This window comes from Pseudomonas sp. ESBL9 (genome assembly GCF_036668715.1).
GTDB classification, from domain to species: domain Bacteria; phylum Pseudomonadota; class Gammaproteobacteria; order Pseudomonadales; family Pseudomonadaceae; genus Aquipseudomonas; species Aquipseudomonas lundensis.
This window is the reverse complement of the sequence record NZ_JAZEVV010000003.1, coordinates 402404-425947: the sequence shown is the minus strand read 5'-3', so window position 1 is coordinate 425947 and position 23544 is coordinate 402404. Positions and strand designations below refer to the sequence as shown.

Below are 23544 nucleotides of genomic sequence, written 5' to 3'. Positions count from 1 at the left end.
AGAGGGTGATTTGATTTCACGCCCGGAACTGCCCAAGGCTCGCTTTCAGCTGCGCGGCCAACCCATCCAGCACCCTTCCGCTGGCGGTGGTTTCATTGACCGCCTGCGCCGCACGCTCGGTCTGCGCATGGATCACCTCTACCCGTCCGCGCACCGCATGCGCGCCCTGTGCCTGATGGGCTGCGGCCCTGGTCGCGTCGCCAATGGCGGCATGCACTTTTTCGACCGACGCCTGCACGGTTTTCTGCAATTGCACGCTGCCGCGCAACACCGCCAGCCCTTCATCGGCTTGCCGCCCAGCCAGCCCGATAGCGGCGACCGCTTCTTTCGCGCCTTGCTGCAAGGCCACGATGTGCGCCTGAATGTCGCCGGTCGAACTTTGTGTCTTGCTCGCCAGTGCCCGGACTTCATCGGCCACGACCGCAAACCCGCGCCCGGTTTCTCCGGCTCGCGCCGCTTCAATGGCGGCATTGAGGGCCAGCAGGTTGGTTTGCTCGGCGATACCGTGAATCACGGTAAGCACCACTTCGATCTGCTCGCTTTGCTGAGCCAGTCGCTCGATGACTTTGGCGCCCGCCCCCACTTGCACCGCCAAGGCCTCGATCAAACCGCCGACCTGCGCCGAGGTCCGGGTGTTTTCATCCGTGGCCTGGCGAATGTCCATCACCTGCTGGAGCGCCGCCTGCATCGCATGGCTTTCCGTTTGCGCAGCATCGGCCATGGTCGACAAGGCATCCAGACTTTGTGCCACCTCGTCGCGCTGCAGTTGCGCGGCGGCGTCTGCACCGGCATTGCGCAGGGTCATGGCACCGATTTCAACACCCGTGCGCTGCGCCACATCGCCAGCTTCACGCACGATGGGCTGTAACTTGTCGACAAACCGGTTGACCGCACCCGCCATGTCACCGATTTCATCTTTGCTGTTCAGGCCCACACGCTTGGTCAGGTCCCCTTCCCCGGCCGCCAGGTCATCCAGCGCTGCGATCAACAACAGGAGTTTGTTGACCACCCGCCGCCCCAGCACCACGGCCACCAGCAGCAAGACAGCAAACCCGACAATCGCCAGCCCCAGCCCGATACGCCAGCGCAAGGTATCCGCCGCATCGCGCACGGTGCTGGCGGTATTGGCCTGCATTTGGGCCGCGGCGGCCTGGGCCGATTCCAGTCGCGAACGCAACGCGCCCGCACTGTCGGCAGCTGCCCCTTGCAGGCTGTCGCTGACCAACTGCTCACTGCTGGCAATCAACCCGTTAAACCGCTGATCGAGCGCCGCCACGTCCTGCTCAATCGTCGCGGTGGAAACCCCCATGAGGACTTTGCCGATCTCCACGCCATTGGGGCTGATCGGGGCTTCGATGTAATACACCGCCGGATCATGCCGGGCCGCATCCAGCACTTTATCCAGCGCGCGGTCGCCCTGGCCCTTTTCCAGCAGTGCCTTGTTGATCGGGTTTTCACGGTTGAGGTAACGCGTGAGGTGCTGGCCGGTGGCGTCGTCGTACACCACAAACAGCACGTTGGGGTTGCGCTGAGCGCGACGGGCGAATTCAGACAGCGTGGGGACGTCGCTGTCCCACATGGCACGCGGCGCTACGGCGGCAAGCAGTTGCGCCATGTCGTTCGCAGAATCCATCAGGCTTTTTTCAAGCGTTGTACGCACCTGCGCCTGTTCTTCTTTCAAGCGCGGGGACAAACCTGCCGTCAGGCGTTGGCGCGTACTCGCAGACAGTCCTTCCAGACTGCCTTTGACTTCACGTCCGGCTTGCTCCAGCTCCACTGATAGTTTTTGGCTGTCGGCCCCCAGACGCGCATCCAGGTCCGACTCCAACGCCGTGACCGTGCTCCGTGTCAGTGCAACCGCGACCAGCACTTGCACCAAAAGAGCGATACCAAGGGTAACGAACACGGGCCGCAACAGTCGGCTTTGTAACAGAGAAAGAATGGCTGACATGACGAACCCCTCTACGACGTGCCATTACATTGATGGCACCTTTGATAAGGTTCTCTACAGCAAGGGTCGTGCCGTGAATGGCCTGCGCGGCAAAAACAACAAAGGGCCCCGAAGGGCCCTTTGGTTGACAGCATGCGACTTAAGCGAACGGGTGACGCAGAACGATGGTTTCGTTGCGGTCCGGGCCGGTCGAAATGATGTCGATCGGCGCGCCGATCAGTGCTTCTACGCGCTTGATGTAAGCACGTGCGTTGGCTGGCAGTTCTTCCAGGGTTTTGGCACCCACGGTCGATTCAGTCCAGCCCGGCACTTCTTCGTACACAGGCTGCAGGCCCACGTAGCTGTCAGCGTCGGTCGGTGCGATCTCGTTACCGTCTGCGTCTTTGTAGCCTACGCAGATGTTGATGGTTTCCAGACCGTCCAGTACGTCCAGCTTGGTCAGGCAAATGCCCGAGATGCTGTTCACGTCGATAGCGCGGCGCAGGATAACGGCGTCGAACCAGCCGCAACGACGGGCACGGCCAGTGGTGGCGCCGAACTCGTGACCTTGCTTGGCCAGGTGAGCGCCGACGTCGTCGAACAGCTCAGTCGGGAACGGGCCCGAACCCACGCGGGTGGTGTACGCCTTGGTGATGCCCAGGATGTAGTCCAGGAACATCGGGCCTACGCCCGAACCGGTCGCAACGCCACCGGCCGTGGTGTTGGAGCTGGTCACGTACGGGTAGGTGCCGTGGTCGATGTCGAGCAACGAACCTTGCGCGCCTTCGAACATGATGTCTTTGCCAGCGCGACGCAGGTCGTGCAGCTCGGCTGTCACGTCCAGCATCAGCGGCTTGAGCAGCTCGGCGTATTCCTTGCACTCGGCCAGGGTCTTGTCGAAGTCGATGGCCGGTTCTTTGTAGAAACCCACCAGCATGAAGTTGTGGTATTCCACCAACTCACGCAGCTTGGCTTCAAAGCGCGGCATGTTCAGCAGGTCGCCGACACGCAGGCCACGACGTGCAACCTTGTCTTCGTAAGCCGGGCCGATGCCGCGACCGGTTGTACCGATCTTCAGCTCGCCACGGGCCTTTTCACGGGCCTGGTCCAGCGCCACGTGGAAGGACAGGATCAACGGGCAGGACGGGCTGATACGCAGGCGCTCACGCACCGGTACGCCTTTCTCTTCCAGCTTGATGATTTCACGCAGCAGGGCATCGGGAGCGACCACGACGCCGTTGCCGATCAGGCATTGCACGCCTTCGCGCAACACGCCCGACGGAATCAGGTGCAATACGGTTTTTTCGCCGTCGATAACCAGCGTGTGGCCCGCGTTGTGGCCGCCCTGGTAACGCACTACAGCGGCAGCATGTTCGGTCAGCAGATCAACGATCTTGCCTTTGCCCTCATCACCCCATTGGGTGCCCAGGACTACGACATTCTTACCCATAACACTTGTCCTCATTCGCGCAAACTTGGTGCCGGCAGCCGCCGGCAGGAAAACTCAAGAAGCGAGCGGCATGACTTGCCACGCGCCGTTCTGCAGAATCAATTGGCGGTCACAATCGGCCTCGCGGGCGGCGGTCAGCGCCTGCCCAGGCAATGCCTGAACCACGCGTTGGCCTTGGCTGCGAAGCTGGCAAACGTGCTGCCAGAGTGCCGCATCCGTGCTGTCAGGCATCCAGATACCACCAGACGGTAACTCGACTTCAGCACGCCCCAGGGTGACCAGGGTTTTCAAATCGGTCGAGAAGCCGGTTGCCGGACGGGCACGACCGAAGTCGGCACCGATGTCGTCATACCGACCGCCCTGAGCGATGGAGTCCCCAACGCCCGGTACAAAAACCGCAAACACCACACCGGTGTGGTAGTGATACCCACGCAACTCACCCAGGTCGAAATACAACGGCAACTGCGGAAAACGCACCGACAACCGCTCGGCAATCGCCAGCAAATCATCCAGAGCCGCCATGACCTGCGCCGGTGCCCTGGCCAATCGCTCACGCGCAGCAGCCAACACCTCGCGACCGCCACACAAATCAACCAATGCCCGCAGCATGTCCGCCAGATCGGCCGGCAAGCCTTCGGTCAAGGCCGTTACTTCGTCGATCGCCTTACGTTGCAGGGCGTCGAACAATTGTTGTTCCACTTCAACCGACAGTCGGGCCGCACGGGCCAGACCACGGTAAATACCGACATGCCCCAGGTCCATGTGGACATCCGGGACGTCAGCCAGTTGCAGCATTGCCAGCATCAGGCTGATGACTTCAACGTCGCTGCTCGGGCTCGCATCGCCATACAACTCGGCACCCAGCTGAATCGGGCTGCGCGAGGATGACAGGGCACGCGGCTGAGCATGCAGCACGCTGCCGGCGTAGCACAAACGGCTAGGACCGGCCCGGCGCAAGGTATGCGCGTCGATACGCGCCACTTGCGGCGTGATGTCGGCACGAAAACCCATCTGGCGACCCGTCTGCGGGTCAATAACCTTGAAGGTCCGCAGGTCGAGATCCTGGCCAGCCCCGGTCAGCAGGGACTCCAGGTATTCGATATGCGGGGTGACGACGAACTCATAGCCCCAGCTCTGGAACAGATCCAACACCTGACGGCGCGCCACTTCAATGCGGGCTGCTTCAGGTGGAAGTACTTCTTCGATGCCATCTGGCAGGAGCCAGCGGTCTACCGTTGCCATTACGCCATTCCCCTATGATCCGGGCGGCCAGCCAGCAGGCGAGCCTTGAGTAAAGCAGAACGTGGCTGCGTCTTGAACGCGCACAGCAAAAAAGCCTTAAACGAAAGGCTCACACAGCACATTCCTCGAAAAATCTGCCGACGCTGTACCAGCCGATCGGTCAATCAAACATGCAGACGCAAAAAAGCCGGGAATTTCCCGGCTGCCGCATCATACACACGTTTTCTTAAAGGATCACCCCGCCAGGCCATTTGCCCGCCAGGCGGAGTGAAAGCATGCGCCCGATTGTTACGTCAGAGACCACAATCGGACGGCATGACGCCTTATTGTTGCTGCGGCTTGGACTTTTCCAGGTAACGGAAGAAGTCGCTGCTCGGGTCCAGAACCAGTACGTCGCTCTTGTTCGCAAAGCTTTCGCGGTAAGCGCGCAGGCTGCGATAGAACTTGTAGAACTCTTGATCCTGGCCGTAAGCCTTGGAGTAAATCGCGGCAGCCTGGGCATCACCATCACCGCGCAGTTCTTCAGACTGACGATACGCCTCAGCCAGCAGAACACGACGTTGACGGTCGGCGTCGGCACGAATGCCCTCCGCCAGCTCGTTACCCTTGGCCCGGTGCTCGCGGGCTTCACGTTCACGCTCGGTGCTCATGCGCTCGAACACGCTACGGTTGACTTCTTTTGGCAAGTCGATGGCCTTGACGCGAACGTCGACCACTTCGATGCCCAGCTCTTTTTCAGCCATTTTGTTCAGCGAGGCCGTGATGTCAGCCATCAAGGCATCCCGCTCACCCGACACCACTTCGTGCAGGGTGCGCTTGCCGAACTGGTCACGCAGGCCGGATTCCAGACGGCGCGACAAGCGCTCGTCAGCAATCTGCTTCATGCCGGAGGTGGCGGTGTAGAAGCGCTCGGCATCTTTCACGCGCCACTTGGCGAAGGCATCAACCATTACAGCTTTCTTTTCCAGCGTCAGAAAACGCTGAGTCGGCGCATCCAGCGTCATCAGGCGGGCGTCGAACTTGCGCACCTGGTTAACGTAAGGAATCTTCACGTGCAGGCCGGGCTGGACATCCGCCTGAACCACACGGCCGAAGCGCAGCAGAACCGCGCGTTCGGTTTGCGAGACGATGTAGAAGCTGTTCCAGGCCACCACTGCCACGACTACGCCGACAATAAGGGCGATCAGCGATTTATTGCTCATCAGCGGCTCTCCCTGGTACGCGGCTGTTGCGGCAGATCGGTGCTGACATGTGAAGCAGCATCGTTATTGGTGCTCGCGGCGGCGGCAGAACCGCTTGCCGGCGTGCTCTTGCCATTACGGCCTTCAATCATTTTGTCCAGTGGCAGATAAAGCAGGTTGCTCTGGCCGTTTTTGTTGCCGGTCACGAGTACCTTGCTGGTATTGCTGAAGACGTCCTGCATGGTGTCCAGGTACAGACGGTCACGCGTGACTTCCGGTGCCTTGCGGTACTCGGCAACCAGCTTGGTAAAGCGATCAGCCTCACCCTTGGCGCGCGAAACCACTTCGTCACGGTAGCCGTTGGCATCTTCAATGATGCGCTGGGCCTGACCACGTGCTTCCGGCACCACACCGTTGGCGTAGCTTTCGGCCTGGTTACGGGCACGTTGCTCGTCTTCACGGGCACGGATCACGTCATCAAAGGCTTCTTGCACTTCACGCGGTGCGGCGGCGTTTTGCACGTTGACCTGAGTCACGGTGATACCGGTTTTGTAGGTATCGAGGAAGCGCTGCAAGCGTTCCTTGATCTCTATCGCCATCTGCTCACGGCCTTCGGTCAGCACCTTGTCCATCGAGGTCGAACCCACGACGTGACGCAAGGCGCTGTCGGTCGCCTGTTGCAGACTGACTTCCGGTTGATCGACATTCAGCACGAAGTCGCGCAGGTTGCTGATCTTGTACTGCACGGTCAGCGGCACTTCGACGATGTTTTCGTCTTCAGTCAGCATCTGGCCCTGCTTGGTGTACGCACGCTCACGCGTGACGTTTTCCATGTACTTTTTATCGAACGGCGGGAAATAGATATTCAGGCCCGGTCCTACTGTGTCGTAGTACTTGCCCAGTCGCAGCACCACGGCTTGCTCCTGCTCATCGACCACGTAAACAGCGCTGTACAGCCAGACGGCTGCCATGACGACCAGCACGATACCGAGCACGCCAAAACCGGCGCTTTTGCCGCCGTTTGAACCGCCATCGCTACCGCCTGTACGTTTTTTCCCACCACCGAACAACCCATTCAGGCTTTCCTGCAGCTTTCGGAAGGCCTCGTCGAGATCTGGTGGTCCCTTGCGGTCGCCATTTTTAGGGCGTTTGCTACCCCAAGGATCCTGATTGTTCGAGTTGCCACCCGGCTCATTCCAAGCCATAGCGCTCTCCATCTGATAAAGCAAAGACGCGCCCACGGCGCGCCGACCAATGCTACAGAATGCCTATCACAGCGGCACGACCGCTTTGCGAGGCTTTTATTGCAAAGTGTGTTCTTCGATGAACACCGCTGGTTCCATCCCTTCGCGGCTGACCAGGCGATTAAGCTCGGCTCGCGGCAGGCGTACATCCAGCAGGCACACGCCTTCATCGTCGTGTTCTTCTTTTTGCACCGCGCCCAATTCAAAGAATTGGGCACGCAGTCGAGCAAAACGCTGCGGCAAGCGCAAGGTACCGACAAACAATTCGTTGCCCAACAACTCGGCAATGGCCTGTTGCAGCAGGTCTAGCCCCTCGCCGTCGCGGGCCGACAACCAGACCCGTTGCGGCTTGCCATCGGCATCCCGCTGGATCTGCGGCTCGACCGCTTCAAGCAAATCGATTTTGTTGTAGACCTCAAGGATCGGCAAGTCCTGGGCGCCAATCTCGTTCAGCACCACCATCACCTGCTCGATCTGCGCCATGCGCTCCGGTTCGTGCGCATCAATCACATGCAGTAACAAATCCGAATTGCTCGACTCTTCGAGCGTAGACCGGAAAGCTTCAACTAGCTTGTGCGGAAGATGACGAATGAAGCCCACGGTGTCAGCCAGTACGATTGGCCCCAGGTCGTCCAGATCCAGACGGCGCAGGGTCGGATCGAGCGTGGCGAACAACTGGTCGGCGGCGAACACCTCAGAACCGGTCACCGCATTGAACAGCGTGGACTTGCCCGCGTTGGTATAGCCCACCAGCGACACTGTAGGAATATCGGCGCGTTGGCGCCCTCTACGGGACTGCTCGCGTTGACTGCGGACTTTTTTCAGACGGGCCTTGATCTGGCTGATGCGCACGCGCAGCAGACGCCGGTCGGTTTCAAGCTGGGTTTCACCCGGCCCGCGCAAACCGATACCGCCACCCTGACGTTCAAGGTGAGTCCAGCCGCGCACAAGACGCGTGCTCATGTGATCAAGCTGGGCCAGTTCGACCTGCAGCTTGCCTTCATGGGTACGGGCACGTTGAGCGAAGATATCGAGAATCAGCCCGGTACGGTCAAGCACGCGACACTCGAAAACACGTTCGAGGTTACGCTCCTGACTGGGCGTGAGGACGTGATTGAAAATCACAATGTCGACCTTCTCGGCCTTGACCAGGTCGCGTAATTCCTCGACCTTGCCACTGCCAATCAGGTACTTGGCCGATGGCCGATGACGCGGCACGTTAAAAAACGCGACGGTCTCGGCGCCGGCCGACACAGCTAACTCCTGGAACTCCTGCGGATCTTCGCGCGCCTCAGGGTCCTGACCTTCCAAGTGAACGAGGATTGCTCGCTCACCACCACCGTGGCGCTCAAAGAACAAAGCAGACTCCTATCAGGCGTTACCTGGCTCAGCGTCTGCTTGTTCCGATTCTGCTGCGCTTGGCAGACGAATTGGACGCACAGGAACGACTGTCGAGATAGCGTGTTTGTAAACCATTTGGCTGACGGTGTTTTTCAGCAGAATCACGAACTGGTCGAAAGACTCGATGGTCCCCTGCAGCTTGATCCCGTTGACCAGGTAGATGGAAACGCCAACCTTCTCTTTACGCAAAGTATTCAAGTAAGGGTCTTGTAGCGAATGCCCTTTTGACATATGCCGCACTCCTGTAAGGATAAAAAAAGAAACAAAATTTAGAGGGTCGATGACGCCACACCCATAGGATAGACGGCATTTCCGGAGACTCAGCTCAATATGGAGACCGATCCCAGGTATTTCAAGGCTCGTGGCAGATTGTCGCAGGCCAGGCTATCAAGCCAATGCAGGTCATCCCAGCCGCGCAACCAGGTGAACTGCCGCTTGGCCAACTGGCGCGTGGCAATGATGCCGCGCTCCTTCATCTCGGCCTGCGACAGCTTGCCGTCGAGGTAGTCCCAGACTTGTCGATAGCCCACTGCACGTATAGACGGCAACCCCGCATGCAGGTCACTTCTATTACGCAGGGCTAGGACCTCATCTATGAACCCCTGTTCCAGCATTTGCCCGAATCTTTGTGCAATTCGTTCATGCAGTACCTGACGTTGCGCCGGAGCGATGGCCAGATGCGCGACAGTATAGGGCAATTGGCTAGCGCCTGAAGCCGCTGCTTTAGTAGATTGCTCAGATTGTTTCTGGCGATGCGCAGTCATGCTCAGACCGCTGACGCGATAGACCTCAAGCGCACGCGTCAAACGCTGGGGATCGTTGGGATGAATGCGCGCCGCGGACTCGGGATCGATCGCCGCCAACTGATCGTGCAAAGCCTGCCAGCCCAGGCGCTGCGCCTCTTCTTCGAGCTGTGCACGCACCTCGGGATCGGCGGCCGGCATGTCTGCCAGCCCGTCAATCAACGCTTTGTAATAGAGCATGGTGCCGCCCACCAGCAGCGGAATATTGCCGCGCGCGGTGATATCGGCCATGGCCTTTAACGCATCCGCACGAAAGTCGGCCGCTGAATAGCTCTCGGCGGGATCGAGAATGTCGATCAATTGGTGCGGATGTTTGGCCAATATGTCGTGCGAAGGCTTGGCAGTGCCAATGTCCATGCCGCGATACACCAGCGCCGAGTCAACACTGATCAGCTCGCAGGGCAGCACTTTGCTCAGCTCAATGGCGAGGTCGGTCTTGCCGGCAGCCGTCGGCCCCATCAGAAAAATGGCGGGGGGTAATGCGTTGGAACCTGTCATCAGCGACCGCGCAAAAAGAGTTTGTCCAAGTCGTCCAGACCCATTTGGGTCCAGGTGGGACGACCATGATTGCACTGACCACTGCGCTCGGTGTTTTCCATGTCACGCAACAAGCCGTTCATTTCCGGGATCGCCAAGCGGCGATTAGCCCGGATCGCACCGTGGCACGCCATGGTGCCAAGCAGTTCGTTGAGGTGCGCCTGAATCCGGTCACTGGTGCCGTATTCCATCAAGTCGGCCAGCACGTCATGCACCAGACGCTGAGCTTCTGCTTGTTTGAGCAAAGCCGGAATCTGGCGGATGGCCAATGTTTCCGGGCCCAGACGCTGCAATTCAAAGCCCAGGCGCTGGAACCATTCGGCGTGTTCTTCAGCGCAATCGGCTTCGCGCTGACTGACGGCGATCGACTCGGGCACCAGCAACGGCTGCCCGCTCAAACCTTCGCTGGCCATGGCGATTTTCAGCCGCTCGTACATGATCCGCTCATGCGCGGCGTGCATGTCCACCAACACCAGGCCCAGCGCGTTTTCGGCAAGGATATAAATGCCCTTGAGCTGCGCAAGCGCAAAGCCCAGCGGCGGGATGTCGCCCTGCCCTTCAGGCAGTGGCGAGGCATTGGCTTCGGGCAGTGGCGCGAAAAATTCGCGGTAGGCAGTGCGTGCTTCTTCGGCGGGCACCGAGGGCGTGGAAGGCTGTGGGCGGTACTGGTACTGATACCCCGCTCCGGCGCCTGATCCGGCAACGTGCGGGGTGGGCGCGGACTGCGGCTGTTCGAGCACATGGGCGGCCAAGCGCATTTCACCTTGCGGACCAAACTCCCCCGCGTCCAGACCGGTCGGGCGCTCAGCCCCTGGCACGGGTGCCGGAGCTGCCAGTTGGTCCTCGGGGCGCACATCACCCAGCGCGCGGTGCAAGGTGCCGTACAAAAAGTCATGCACCATGCGCCCGTCGCGAAAACGCACTTCGTGTTTGGTCGGGTGAACGTTCACGTCGACCACCGAAGGATCGACCTCGAAAAACAGCACAAACGTCGGGTGACGCCCGTTAAACAGGACGTCGCGGTACGCCTGACGCACCGCATGCGCGACCAGCTTGTCGCGCACGGCCCGGCCATTCACGTAGAAGTACTGCAAGTCGGCCTGGCTGCGCGAGAATGTCGGCAAGCCCACCCAGCCCCATAAATGCAAGCCGTTGCGCTCGACTTCAATCGGCAGCGCCTGCTCCAGGAACGCCGAACCGCACACCGCGGCTACGCGCCGGGCACGCGCTACGTCGTCACGCGCTTCGTGCAGGTTGAGGATCGACTTGCCGTTGTGGCGCAAATTGAAGGCCACGTCGAAGCGCGCCAACGCCAGACGCTTGATGACTTCTTGCAGGTGATCGAATTCGGTTTTTTCAGTCTTGAGAAACTTGCGGCGCGCAGGGGTGTTGAAGAACAGGTCGCGCACTTCAACCGACGTGCCCACGGGATGGGCCGCTGGCTGAACCCGGGGCGCCATGTCGCGGCCTTCGGTTTCGACTTGCCACGCCTGATCGGCACCACGGGTGCGCGAGGTCAGGGTCAACCGCGCGACGGAACTGATGGACGCCAGCGCCTCACCGCGAAAACCGAGGCTCATCACCCGCTCAAGGTCTTCAAGGTCACGAATTTTACTGGTGGCGTGTCGCGCCAGCGCCAAGGGCAAATCGTCGCTTGAGATACCGCTGCCGTCGTCGCGCACACGCAACAACTTGATACCGGCTTGCTCAACGTCCACATCAATGCGCTTGGCGCCGGAGTCCAGGCTGTTTTCCAGCAGCTCTTTGATCACCGACGCGGGACGCTCAACCACCTCGCCCGCAGCAATCTGGTTGGCCAGGCGCGGGCTGAGCAGTTCAATCCGCGCACTGCTCGTGAGTTCAACGTCACTCATTGCTTGGACACCAGTTCAGCAGCCGGAATGCTCAGGGTCTGGCCCACTTTGAGTTCATCGCTTTTCAGGCTGTTGCTGGAGCGCAACGTGGCCACGCCAACCTGATAGCGCACGGCGATCATGGCCAGCGTTTCGCCCGGCAACACACGGTGCTCGCGGGCGCTTTGGGCGATTTTGCCCGTGTCTCGCAACCAGGCGATGTACGTGCCCGGCGGCGGGTTTTGCTGGAAGAACTGGCGAACACCGCTGCTGATCGAGCGCGCCAGTGCTTGCTGGTGATTCGCCGACGCCAGCTTCGAGGCTTCGTTGGCATTGGAGATGAAGCCGGTTTCCACGAGGATCGACGGGATGTCCGGGGATTTGAGCACCATAAACCCGGCCTGTTCCACGCGTTGCTTGTGCAACGGGGTCACGCGGCCAATGTTGGTCAGGACTTTCTGGCCCACGTTCAAGCTGGAGGTCAACGACGCCGTCATCGACAGGTCGAGCAGCACACCGGCCAGCATGCGGTCTTTGTCGTCCAGGCTGACGTTACCGGCACCGCCGATCAAGTCAGAACGGTTTTCACTGTCGGCCAGCCAGCGTGCGGTTTCAGAGGTGGCGCCGCGTTCAGACAACGCAAACACCGAAGCACCAAACGCAGCCTTGGAAGGCGCGGCGTCAGCGTGAATCGAGACAAACAGATCGGCGCCCTTTTTACGGGCAATTTCAGTACGGCCGCGCAGAGGGATGAAGTAATCCCCCGTGCGGGTCAGTTCGGCGCGAAAGCCTTTCATGCCGTTGATCTGACGCTGCAATTCTTTGGCAATGGCCAGCACCACGTCTTTCTCGCGTTGACCGCGTGAGCCGGAAGCACCCGGGTCTTCACCACCGTGACCGGCGTCAATCACCACCACAACACTGCGCTTGCCACTCGGGATTGGGGGCAATTTGACATCAGGCTGCGCAGGGGTCACCGGCACCACAGGCACCTTCGCCACGTTGGTGGCAGGCAGACTTGGCGCCAAGTCCACGCCCTGGTCATACAGGTCAACCACCAGACGGTTGCCGTACTGGGCATTAGGCGCCAGCACGAAACTCTTCGGGGTGACGGCCTTTTTCAGGTCAATCACCACGCGCAGGTCGGTGGGTGTGCGCTGTGCCGAACGCAAACTGGTAATCGGCGTGTTGGCCGTCGGCACATTCAATGCACCGGCCAGAGTGGCGCCGTTGATGTCGATCACCAGACGGTCAGGCGATGTGAGGGTAAATACGCTGTGTTGCACCGGGCCTGTCAGGTCAAACACCAAACGGGTGTTGTCCGGGGCACGCCACAGCCGCACGCTTTTTACCTGAGTCGCGGCCAAGGCATTGACGGCCATGACACTGAGCAACACTCCAACGACACTCACTAACGCGCGAAAGCGCATACCAAACCCCATCATTGATTGTTTTCCGGTGCCAAGGCGGCACACCAAGACTCGCCACGCGAACCTTGGGGCGTCAGCTTCAGCAAACGCCCGGTGTTATGCGGGGTAATGGTAATGGTCAGGTCGGGCTTTGGCAAAAAGCCTGCACCCTTTTCGGGCCACTCGATCAAACACAGTGCGTCATCTTCGAAATAGTCGCGAATGCCCAGAAATTCCAGCTCTTCAGGGTCAACCAAACGGTAAAGGTCGAAATGGAAGGCGCGGATGTCGCCAATCTCGTAGGGCTCAACCAACGTAAAGGTCGGACTTTTAACCGCGCCCACATGCCCGAGCCCGCGGATCAGGCCGCGTGACAGGGTGGTCTTGCCCATTCCAAGGTCGCCTTCAAGGAAGATCAGACCATGGCCTTGCGTGATGCCCGCCAGCTTTGCGCCAAACGCGGTCATGGCCGCTTCATCGTCCAGTTGCAGTGTTAATTCGTGCACGGTGCGTGTTCCTCCAACAACTGACGAATGGCTGGAATCAAATCAGTGGCCGCCAGCCCTCGGCCCAAAGTTCCTTGTTGCTCTCCGGCGCTGGCATGCAGCCACACCGCCAGACACGCAGCCTCAAACGCTGCCATGCCTTGTGCCATGAAGGCGCCAATCACCCCTGCCAGCACATCACCCAACCCGGCGGTGGCCATGGCAGGGTGACCGAGATCGCAGCGCGCCAACTGACCCTCCAGCCCGGCAATCAGGCTGCCTGCGCCTTTCAGCACGCACACAGCTGAGTATTTTTTAACCAACGCCCGCGCCGCCGCCGGACGATCGGCCTGCACCTGTTCAGTGCTGATGCCCAGCAACCGCGCCGCCTCACCAGGGTGCGGCGTCATCACCGCGCCCGGAGCCAAGGCAAAGTCAGCGTTGGACAACAGATTCAACGCATCGGCATCCCACACCTGCGGGATTTTTACCTGCGCCGCTGCGGACAACACGCTACGGCCCCATGCCGCCTGCCCCAAACCGGGGCCGACCACCAACACCGAGGCTTGCGCCAAAAGGCCCATCACCTGATTGGCCGACGACACGCCTGAAGTCATCACTTCAGGCAAGCGGGTCAACGCCGCGGGCACATGCTCAGGGCGTGTGGCCAGCGACACCAGCCCGGCGCCGCAGCGCAAAGCCGCCTGAGCGCTCAAGATAATCGAGCCGCCAAAACCTCGGTCGCCACCGATAAGCAGCACGTGCCCGAACTGGCCTTTATGGGCATCTGGCGCGCGTGCAGGCAGGCGTGGCAGCGTGGCTGCACGCAGGAGGTCGGGTTCAGATAACAGGTGTTTGGTCTGCGGCATACGTGTCGGGCTCCGATGTCTGGCAGAATTATACGCATCTCAGCCCCGGTTTCTCTTGCCTCATGCCTGCTAATACTGTCGACCTGCCCGCTCTCGCTCAATCCATTAAGGAATGGGGCCGCGAGTTGGGCTTTCAACAAGTCGCCATTGCCGGCCTCGACTTGGGGGAGCACGAGCAACACCTCGAACGCTGGCTCGCGGCGGGCTACCACGGCGAAATGGACTACATGGGCGCCCACGGCAGCAAACGCTCGCACCCCGAAGAGCTGGTACCCGGCACCTTGCGCGTGGTCTCGCTGCGCATGGACTACCTACCCGGCGACACGCACATGGCGCACTTACTGGCCCAGCCTGAAAAAGCCTACGTGTCGCGTTACGCACTGGGGCGTGACTACCACAAACTGATCCGCAAGCGCGTGCAACAACTGGCAGACCGTATTCAAGCCCAGATCGGGCCGTTCGGCTTTCGCGCTTTCGTCGACAGCGCCCCGGTACTGGAAAAAGCCATCGCACAAAAGGCCGGTTTAGGCTGGATCGGCAAGAACACCTTAGTTCTCAATCGCAAGGCCGGCAGTTACTTCTTTTTGAGCGAACTGTTCGTCGACCTTGCGCTGCCCGAAGATGAACCCCACGAAACCGAGCATTGCGGGCGCTGCACAGCCTGTCTGGACATTTGCCCGACCAATGCCTTTGTCGGGCCGTATGTGCTGGATGCGCGGCGGTGTATTTCATACCTGACGATTGAGCTCAAGAGCGCCATCCCGGTCGAACTGCGGGCCATGATCGGCAATCGGGTGTTTGGTTGCGATGACTGCCAGATCGTGTGCCCGTGGAACCGCTTCGCCCGTACCACGGCCGAAGGTGACTTCAAGCCACGGCACAATCTGGACAACGCCGAACTGGCGCAACTGTTCATGTGGGATGAAGCCACGTTCCTCAGCAGCACAGAAGGCTCGCCGCTTCGCCGCGCCGGTTATGAGCGTTTTCTGCGCAATCTGGCCGTGGGGCTGGGCAATGCGCCGTCGACCATTCCTGTGCTGGAAGCATTGAAGGCACGCCGCGATTACCCCTCAGCGCTGGTGCAGGAGCATGTGCAGTGGGCGCTTGATCAGCACGCGGCGCGTTAGGGGTTTTGGCTTACTTTTTCATCAGGGCGTGCCCGCCCACCTGGAGTATTTCTACTGAATCCTTGTGCAATAAAAACGTTACGCGGTCCTTTCCACCTATTCGAATCTCATATTGATGTACGTTTTTAGCCGTGCCACTCATTTTTGTGTACTTGGCGTCACCCAGTTTTTGCGCAGCTATACCCGGGTGTAAATTTTGCTCTTCAATACTTTTAACAAAACGCTGATAGTCATTCATGGCACTCTCACTCAAATCCGAACGTATATTTTTCGGCTTGGGCGCAATAACTTTCCATTTGACTGCGGGTGCCGTCGCTTTCCCCTTGGCACCTCTTGCCATTGCCTTTCCCGCCTTTAGTGCCCCTTTTCCATCGAGCCCACCCTTAAAGGCATCGTGCAAACGATTACCAACATGGCTGAGAGCTTTGCCCATGGCAGCAAGGCCTATACCCACTGATAGAAGCCCAAGCCCCAGACTTACATAACCCAATATTTCGCCTGCACCTGACTCCGGGCAAGCCCCTTGGAATACAGCACTGGCAATCCCTGCGATGCCACTGGTCACGCCCGCCACCAGTCCCGCGATCGCCAGCGGTGTAGCCACACCAAAAGTTGCAATGCTTGCCAGGATACCCAGCGCGGCCATACCGGCGCCTAGCAGAGCTTCCCAAACGGAATGCCCTGTAGGATCGCTTCGATTGATCGGATCACCCAAACAATAGGCATAGGGATTCAACCCTCCGGCTCCAAACGGACTCTGGTTGTCCGGACTTTGAAAACGCATCAGTAAGGGATCGTAAGCCCGATAGCCATTCCCCAGCAGGTAGCACTCAGTCACCGAGTCAAGCCGCTCGCCATTGAAACCGAGCCCGGTCAGCACCTCACCCTGCATCGACCGGTTGCCATAAGGGTCATATGCAACCGAAGAAAAATGATCAGTCACAGAGGCTCCCAGTACGGTTTTCTGTGAATCACCCGCCAATAAGACTGTTCGTACCGCTGCCCCTTGCTCCTCCTGCCCCAGCAGCATATTTCCCATACGGAAAAACGTCTTGGTATCCGACCCTTTCACTTCATTGACCAAACAGTCATCGCGGTAAAAAAAATGCCTGGGCGCCGTGCCGCTATCGATCACCTCAACCAACCGATCCCCCGCGTCGTAGCCGTACTTGCGAACGGCAGCATTAACCGCCAGCGATACCTGTGTGAGACGACCCAAGCCGTCATAACTCAACGTCCGACCGGCAGCATCCAGAATCAGATGCCCATTGGCGTCATAGCGCAATGTAACCGCCGGTGGATAGTCCGCGTGAGAGTGCTCAACCTTGATCAACTGCGTCGGATCACTCTCGCTCATGGTGTAGGTCGTAGTGTTTTGACCGCCCTCAAAGTCTGTCTGCAGCAACACAATGTTGTCCCAGGCATCAAATTCGAAGCGCTGGGCCACAATTTCTTTCCCGAACGGGTTGCAGGGGCGCTGGGAGCCATTACACCGGTAATGGATAAGTCGTCCCCGACGGTCATAGTCGAAATGCTCATCGCGCAGGACGACCCCGTTATTCAACAGGCTGCGCTGAGCAACTTTACTGGCACGGGTGTAACGGGTTTTCAGGGTGAATTTTTCGATGCCATTGGCCTGCACCACGCGCTGCACTTCCCGTCCCAGCTCGTCATGATTCAAGGTCGTTATGAGCTGTTGGCGCGCTGCATCACTGGCTTTGATGATGTGCATCTGCCCCTGGGCGTTGTACTCGCATTCAGCCTTTAAGGCACCGTTACTCATGGTTTTCAGCCGGCCGTATACGTCATAGCCGTGTTCGCTTCGCGAACCGTCTACACCAACCTGGCTCAGCACGCGCCCCCCCAGAGAGTAGGTGTAGAAAGCCTCGTACAACTGCCCCGCCAAGGCCCATTGCTCGCGCTTTAGCCTTCCTGCACGGGAATATTCATAGGTGCTGGTTCGTTCTTGTTCGCTGGCGCGAGTGAGCAATCCGGAACGGGGGTCATAACCATAAACGGCGGTTTGACTCGCGCTCGTACGTCCAACCACTGCGCCATCAAGCTGCGCCTCATAGTCGCGGGTGCTGCGCTGACCATCGGGTCGACTGACTGCACGTGGCAGTGAGCTACCCGGCGCATATTCATAGGTCGTTTTCCGCCCCCCGGTGTTGCTTGCGACCAAACGGCCCAAGCCATCGAATGTCTGGGTGCCGATCACTTTGTTAGCCGCTTGAATTTGCACCGGCAGTTCCTCGCTACTGAACAAGGCATACCGGGTTTCTACAACCGTCGCGTCGGGCAAAGTGCTTCGACAGAGGCGCCCAAAGGCGTCGTACTCAAATGCTGTCTCATTGCCTTCGGGGTCTGTTTGCCGGGTGCATCGGCCAAAGCCATCGTAGACATGGGTGGTTTTGGACTGGCTAACGCCCTGCAAGTCGAAGGTCTCCACACTGACAGGCTTGCCTTGGGTATTAAAGAACGTGACCGTTTTACCTTGCCCCTGCCTCCAGCAGATCTCCGATAAATTTTCAGGGGATCGCTCGACATGTGCCTGCACACCATCAGGGTGCAGCGTTGTTTTGACCTGCCCCCAATCGTCATAAACATAGCGTGTCTGAAGCACCAACGGCGTGCCTCCCAGCCAGTCTGTCACTGTTTCGCTCTGAAGCTGACCCAGGCTGTTGTACTGGTTGCGCTTGATAAGCCGCAGTGGCTGTTCGGTCGAAGTACTTTCTACGTCTTGTTCCTCGATCGTGCAGACACGGCCAATACCGTCGTATGTGACTCGCTGCTGCATACCATTGACATCAGTAATGAGGAGCGTGGGGTACTGCGACTCGGATTGGGGAAGCTGGTAAGTCCGTGTTTTTGAGGCTTCGTAGGATGAAGCCTTGGAAACGGTTTCGCGTATCACCCGCCCCAACGCGTCATATTCATATTCGACAGGCGCCTTGTCCTCTTCGCTACGCGATAAACATGCCCCCGTTACTGCGCAGTAAACAACGCGGTCCGTTGCGCGGCTTTCGTCATGGCCCGTCAGTACAGTTTCTACCGTCACTGCTTGATGGCTGATGGAGTAGTTACTCGTTTCTTTGGTAGCCAAGCCGTTGAGGGTCGACGTTTTGGCGACTTGGCGACCATGCAGAGTGGGATCCTGAGGTGTTGCGGCGTATTCATAATCGGTTTGCTCATGCAAAACCTCGGTTTCACCCACACGTACAAAAAACTGCTCGCGCACGGGAACAACCGAAGCAACTGTCGAGCCCTCCAGCAACGGTAAGGCGGTATACCGAAATCGCGTGATGTGATGAGGGTCTTGCGCGTGGGCGCCAGAGAAAACCGTTTTTTGACGTGGGAACCGTACAAACGTCAAGGGGTCCGCCGGGCAATCGACAGCGCCTTCGCTGGGAAAATAGTCCGTCAGCGTGGTAAGGCCATCAGGCGTTATACGTTTGACTTCATTGCCAGACGCGTCGAATTCAAACTGTGTGACCTCTTCACGCAAAGTGCCTGTCTTGACATCCTCGTAGCGCTTCAGCGAGCGCTTTGGCAGTCGACATTGAGCGGGCTGGTCCCTGAAGCACTTGCCTGGCTCGGTGTGATAATCCACCCGCTCGGATATTTTTTTAGCACCACACTGAGTCACTTCAGCGTCCAGCAAATGAAACGTGTTGAAGGTGCGCACTGTCTCACTGTGCACCTCACTCCCTGACATCAGGGTTTCGGTCGATGCATAGCTGTAATCTCCAACAACTTTGTACAGCCTGTCGCCAGACGTTTCAGATGAGAAACCGGCCGCGCCAAAGCCCAGAAAGTTGGTATCTGAAAAGCTGAAGCGCTTGTGAATATAGGGCTGCCCATGACCCGGGAATACAGAATGTGTTGCCACCGAAGCCATTGCAGGCATGCCGCTCCCCTCAGGAAAGCGCAGACCCATTGTTTTGTAACTTATGTGTTCAACTGCCCCCAAGGGTGAGTACAAACGCGACACATAGGCCAGCCCGTCGAGAACCAGATAACGTATTTCCCATCGCCCCCCCTCGGGCAAAGTAATACTTGAGAGGCGGCTATTAACTAGATGAATAACGAAAGTGGCTTCCTCAGCGGAGCCGGGAAAGCGCTTGAGCTCTAATCCAGCGCCCGTACGCGTGATCGACAACAGCGTGCGACGGCTATCGCGCACCTCGCTCAGCATCGGATGACCGTTATAAAGCGTGTAAGCCAGTTCAAGACTTGCCCCGTTGGCACTCCATATTCGTTGCGTCACTGCAACGTTGCTGAGCCCCATCATGGCCAGTTCTTCACGTTGGCCATTTTGGGCAGTCAAGAGGAAGCGGTTTTCCCCTATTACAAGCAATTTGTGGCGCTCGAGTTTTTGATCCGTCAGCAGAACCCTGGACGGTAACTCCTGCGTTTTATAGGTTTCTCCGCCTGCCAGCGATAGCGTTTTAGCTGTCCGATCATAACGCGTACCCGTCAGCGTCCAGCCGAGACCAAAACCGCGATCAACGGTATTAAGCGGGTTGAAGTGAAGGCTCAGCGGCAGGGCTGGACCATTGAGCGCATGAGACTGGAGGTTGCCCAGCGACAATCTGCAACTGTAAATACCTGTGCGAGGATCCACACCTCCCGACAGGAAACTATCGAAGTTAAAAGCATTTGAATAAATGTCGCTATTTTCCGTGACTGGCATTACGCACCCCTTTCAAATTTTATATATCACGCGAATAGAACTCCCCCTTTTCGTTATTTCAACTCGAAGCCTTGCTCATACTCATTAACGACAATATGCAGCGCATGTTCCGTCCCGTACTCGTCAATAACGGTGATGAAACAAGGATTTTTTTTCACCGGACGAGATCGGTCCCCCCATCCAGAAAGCCCTTGAACAATGGTTAATTCGCCAGCCCTGTCATTCACATCTACGATGTAGTTCTGCCTGAAACGCCCTGAATATTCTGCCGAATCTGTAGGCAGCCAGAGATGAGCCTGCTTGTTCCTGGTAGGCGTTAGAGTAGCCACAACATACAAGGGAGAGTTGATTGTGCCTCCCGTCCAAGCATCGCAGTAAAATGGCTGCCCTCTAAATACATCTATATCTTTAGTAATCCATTCTTGAAGGGCAATGTTGCTTGCACCCACACGCAATCCCAAATACCACTTGTAAATTTTGTGTCCTCGACCCGCAGGCTCAGCAACTTTCTCCAATCTGAAATACTCGGCGCCATAACGAACAGGTGCAATCGCCTCCAATGTCACTGAACTGTCACTGCCACCCATTAAAGAGTGAGGGTTATTGCTTTTCACCACCTGACCATTGGGGAGGGTAATAGCGGCAGCTATCCTGGTTTCATCCAATTGATCACAGCTGACCCAGCGCTCAACCACCACCCCGTTTTCATCTTCATCGCTGGCGTGACGACGCTGACGCCCTCCCGCGCCTGAGATGTCATGCCTGTATTGGTTGGGCACTTCACGGACAATCCACTGCGACCCAAGATCATGCCCGCCATGATAGTGAATCAGTTTAAGGCTTTTGAGCATGGCATCCGGAGGGCGAACATCTCGTCCATTGTTATCGATGCAGCTTATTAATACGGTGATTCGCGCTTGCATCCTCGCATTCGCATAAATTTTTTTAGCCACATTATTGGGGTGTGAGTCAAAAACCACACTTAACTTTGAAACCCCTGCAATGTCGTTCACATCGACTGCAGCACTATCCTTTAATAATTCGCTCATCAGTACGCTCCCTGTCTAATTTTGACCGCACAGATCCTTCCATGCCTTTGCAGATTAGCTCAGCCACTCAGCAACAGAGAACCGTATGTTCTCTACAAGCTGTAGGCTGATTCTCCGCAATCGCATCAGACTAAGTTGCTCAGCTAGCGAATACCGTTCACGCGCCTTTAAAAAGAACATTCAGTTCAGAAAACTATTATCAGGACAATTGAGTTATGCACCGTCGCACACAGGGAGTATTTAAATCCACATGACGGGCAAACTTCCGCCTACAAAAAATAGCGTTGAGTTAGAAAAGTTTCCCACATAAATTGCAACGCCTGCACCTGCATCGTCGCTTTCGTTTGCGGGATGTTTCCTTGAAAGTCCGCACCACCTTGGGCGTTGGAAGTGCGCGGATAGTCTCGCCAAGACGCAGAGATCAGTGACCGGTTTTGACAGACCGCATGAGAACGAGCAAGGCAATCGCAAGCCATTTCACCGTGTCATGGCGATTGTGTGCGGGGCACTTTCGGGTGCGCCGGGTCTTGGTTGTTCTCCCCGGCCTGTCAACCTGCACACAACTGCCACCTTTCGATTGACCGCGAAACTGCAGCAGCTCTTCCAACTTGAATGTGGGAACAAATCGATGAAAACAATCGTCCCCGACCCACCCCTCCATTCCCTGCACACCACGGCCCATTCCGGCTCCTCTTTATTCAGCATCAACCCCGGCGTCACGGCTCAGGAAGCCTTGCAGCAGATCTCGCTGTTGCTCAAAGGGGCAGAATTGAACGCCGACGACATCAGCTCCCGCCTCAACCACTTTGAAGCTGAACGGTTGTGGAGCGTGATTCACAACGTGGAGATGGCGCGCGCCGTGGTCGACGCGCTGTTGGCAGGTGTACAGCCGACTCAGTGCGCGTCGTTGTAGACGAACTTGGGCATTTCCCAGTTAAAGCGGATTGCCAACAGGCGCAACAAAAGCCCACCGAACAGGGTGACAAAAATCGCCTGCTCGTTGGGCATGTTCCAGTAGGTACACAGCAGAAAGCACCACGCAGCCGCAAATGAAACGCTGGCGTAAAGCTCACGGCGGAAGATCAATGGGATGTCGTTACAGAAGATGTCTCGCAGGATGCCGCCAAACACACCGGTAATCACGCCACTGACGGATGCGACCAGCATGCCTTGGCCCATTTCCAGCGCGGTCATGCAGCCGATCAGGGTGAAAGCCACCAGCCCCAGCGCATCGAGCACCAAAAACAGTGAGCGCAGGTGACGCATCAAGGGGGCAATAAAGATCGTGACCAGCGCTGCAAACGTGGTCAGGACCAGGTATTCCGGGTGTTTAACCCAAGTCAGCGGGTAGTGACCGAGCAGCATGTCGCGCACCGAGCCGCCACCGAGCGCCGTGACGCACGCAATCAGCACCACACCAAACCAGTCCATGCCCCGACGCCCGGCAGACAGCGCCCCGGTCATGGCTTCGGCAGTAATGGCAACTAAATAGAGCATCAGCAACATGGCGGCGTTCCTTGCAATAAGGCGCGCAGTCTACTCAGTTGGCGCGGGCACCAAAAGGGGGCGGCGTGGGCACGACTGTTGTGAAGGTTGTCGGCAGGCCACGCCACCGCTGAAAACGGGTTGCCGCTGCGCCCTTAGCAGCCTGGGGTAGCGGCGACCGGCACGTGCTTCAGAACTTGATGAAGTGTTTGCGGTAGTGCTGCAACTCGGCAATCGACTCACGGATGTCGTCCAGCGCCAGGTGCGTGCCTTTTTTCACCAGGCTGTCGCGCACTTCGGGTGCCCAGCGAGCCACCAGTTCCTTGAGCGTCGAGACGTCAAGGTTGCGGTAATGAAAGTAGCTTTCCAGGGTTTTCATGTGGGTATAAAGAAAGCGTCGGTCCTGGCAGATGCTGTTGCCACAGATCGGCGACTTGCCTTTGGGCACCCATTGTTCGAGGAAGGCAATGGTCTGTGCCTCGGCCTCGGCCATGCTGGTGGTGCTGTCTTTGACGCGCTGGGTCAGGCCGCTGTTGCCGTGGGTGCGGGTGTTCCACTCGTCCATGCGCGCCAGTACGTCGTCGCTGTGGTGGATGGCGATGACCGGGCCTTCAGCCAGGGTGTTGAGGTTGCTGTCGGTGACGATGGTGGCCATTTCGATAATGACGTCGTTGTCTGGGTCCAGACCGGTCATTTCCAGGTCAATCCAAATCAAATTCTGTGGGTTTTGCATAGAAGGCTCCTGGGCTTAGTCGCGCAGTTTAGCTTAGGCACGCAGCCCACGTG

At 58.1% G+C, this 23544-nt stretch carries 18 protein-coding genes; 2 read left to right on the top strand and 16 right to left on the bottom strand.

What is annotated here, in order from left to right:
• Nucleotides 1-16: 16 nt before the first annotated feature.
• From V6F78_RS11545 to V6F78_RS11490, 12 genes are all read right to left on the bottom strand, one after another.
• Entirely contained in the window at nucleotides 17-1951 is a 1935-nt protein-coding gene (locus tag V6F78_RS11545) for a methyl-accepting chemotaxis protein (protein ID WP_047273129.1), read from the bottom strand.
• Nucleotides 1952-2090: 139 nt separating this feature from the next.
• Complete coding sequence (locus V6F78_RS11540) at nucleotides 2091-3380, bottom strand: adenylosuccinate synthase (RefSeq protein WP_047273128.1); 1290 nt, start codon at nucleotides 3378-3380, stop codon at nucleotides 2091-2093.
• A gap of 54 nt (nucleotides 3381-3434) precedes the next feature.
• Nucleotides 3435-4622 (bottom strand): ATP phosphoribosyltransferase regulatory subunit, encoded by a 1188-nt coding sequence (locus V6F78_RS11535; protein WP_047273127.1) that lies wholly within the window; start codon nucleotides 4620-4622, stop codon nucleotides 3435-3437.
• Nucleotides 4623-4945: 323 nt separating this feature from the next.
• Nucleotides 4946-5824 carry a protease modulator HflC gene (hflC, locus tag V6F78_RS11530; protein ID WP_047273126.1) on the bottom strand — a complete coding sequence of 293 codons (879 nt, stop codon included), beginning with the start codon at nucleotides 5822-5824 and terminating at the stop codon, nucleotides 4946-4948.
• Nucleotides 5824-7008 carry an FtsH protease activity modulator HflK gene (gene hflK, locus V6F78_RS11525; protein WP_047291656.1) on the bottom strand — a complete coding sequence of 395 codons (1185 nt, stop codon included), beginning with the start codon at nucleotides 7006-7008 and terminating at the stop codon, nucleotides 5824-5826. The genes hflC and hflK overlap by 1 nt, the downstream gene beginning before the upstream one ends.
• A 96-nt stretch (nucleotides 7009-7104) precedes the next feature.
• Nucleotides 7105-8406, bottom strand: coding sequence for a ribosome rescue GTPase HflX (gene hflX, locus V6F78_RS11520; RefSeq protein ID WP_047291654.1), 1302 nt, complete (start codon nucleotides 8404-8406; stop codon nucleotides 7105-7107).
• 12 nt (nucleotides 8407-8418) lie between these two features.
• Nucleotides 8419-8679: an RNA chaperone Hfq gene (gene hfq / locus V6F78_RS11515; protein ID WP_047273123.1), complete on the bottom strand. Its 261-nt coding sequence runs from the start codon at nucleotides 8677-8679 to the stop codon at nucleotides 8419-8421.
• Nucleotides 8680-8768: 89 nt separating this feature from the next.
• A complete protein-coding gene (gene miaA, locus V6F78_RS11510) occupies nucleotides 8769-9749 on the bottom strand; it encodes a tRNA (adenosine(37)-N6)-dimethylallyltransferase MiaA (protein WP_047291653.1) in 981 nt (326 codons plus the stop codon).
• The gene (gene mutL, locus V6F78_RS11505; protein WP_047291651.1) at nucleotides 9749-11662 is read right to left on the bottom strand and encodes a DNA mismatch repair endonuclease MutL; all 1914 of its coding nucleotides are present in this window, start codon (nucleotides 11660-11662) and stop codon (nucleotides 9749-9751) included. Before mutL ends, miaA begins: the two co-directional genes overlap by 1 nt.
• Nucleotides 11659-13083 (bottom strand): N-acetylmuramoyl-L-alanine amidase, encoded by a 1425-nt coding sequence (locus tag V6F78_RS11500; RefSeq protein ID WP_217491807.1) that lies wholly within the window; start codon nucleotides 13081-13083, stop codon nucleotides 11659-11661. Before V6F78_RS11500 ends, mutL begins: the two co-directional genes overlap by 4 nt.
• Nucleotides 13083-13556, bottom strand: a complete 474-nt coding sequence (tsaE, locus tag V6F78_RS11495; protein WP_047291649.1) for a tRNA (adenosine(37)-N6)-threonylcarbamoyltransferase complex ATPase subunit type 1 TsaE — start codon at nucleotides 13554-13556, stop codon at nucleotides 13083-13085. Before tsaE ends, V6F78_RS11500 begins: the two co-directional genes overlap by 1 nt.
• On the bottom strand, nucleotides 13544-14404 hold the full coding sequence (locus V6F78_RS11490) for an NAD(P)H-hydrate dehydratase (protein ID WP_332727260.1): 861 nt from the start codon (nucleotides 14402-14404) through the stop codon (nucleotides 13544-13546). The genes tsaE and V6F78_RS11490 overlap by 13 nt, the downstream gene beginning before the upstream one ends.
• A 62-nt stretch (nucleotides 14405-14466) precedes the next feature.
• Between V6F78_RS11490 and queG the strand changes: the two genes are divergently transcribed.
• The gene (gene queG / locus V6F78_RS11485) at nucleotides 14467-15531 is read left to right on the top strand and encodes a tRNA epoxyqueuosine(34) reductase QueG (protein WP_047275083.1); all 1065 of its coding nucleotides are present in this window, start codon (nucleotides 14467-14469) and stop codon (nucleotides 15529-15531) included.
• A 10-nt stretch (nucleotides 15532-15541) separates the two neighbouring features.
• Here queG and V6F78_RS11480 read toward each other — a convergent pair whose 3' ends face one another.
• Together V6F78_RS11480 and V6F78_RS11475 are read right to left on the bottom strand one after the other, a co-directional pair.
• Nucleotides 15542-20224, bottom strand: coding sequence for an RHS repeat domain-containing protein (locus V6F78_RS11480; protein WP_332727259.1), 4683 nt, complete (start codon nucleotides 20222-20224; stop codon nucleotides 15542-15544).
• Nucleotides 20225-20277: 53 nt separating this feature from the next.
• Entirely contained in the window at nucleotides 20278-21273 is a 996-nt protein-coding gene (locus V6F78_RS11475; protein WP_193076450.1) for a hypothetical protein, read from the bottom strand.
• Nucleotides 21274-21901: 628 nt separating this feature from the next.
• On the opposite strand from V6F78_RS11475, the gene V6F78_RS11470 reads away from it, so the two are divergent.
• Nucleotides 21902-22186, top strand: coding sequence for a DUF3077 domain-containing protein (locus V6F78_RS11470; protein WP_095007730.1), 285 nt, complete (start codon nucleotides 21902-21904; stop codon nucleotides 22184-22186).
• On the opposite strand, the gene V6F78_RS11465 is transcribed toward V6F78_RS11470, so the two are convergent.
• Together V6F78_RS11465 and orn are read right to left on the bottom strand one after the other, a co-directional pair.
• Nucleotides 22168-22779 carry a trimeric intracellular cation channel family protein gene (locus V6F78_RS11465; RefSeq protein WP_047273115.1) on the bottom strand — a complete coding sequence of 204 codons (612 nt, stop codon included), beginning with the start codon at nucleotides 22777-22779 and terminating at the stop codon, nucleotides 22168-22170. The two genes, V6F78_RS11470 and V6F78_RS11465, sit on opposite strands and share 19 nt — an antisense overlap.
• Before the next feature lie 169 nt (nucleotides 22780-22948).
• Nucleotides 22949-23491, bottom strand: coding sequence for an oligoribonuclease (gene orn, locus V6F78_RS11460; RefSeq protein ID WP_048377049.1), 543 nt, complete (start codon nucleotides 23489-23491; stop codon nucleotides 22949-22951).
• Between the last annotated feature and the right edge of the window lie 53 nt (nucleotides 23492-23544).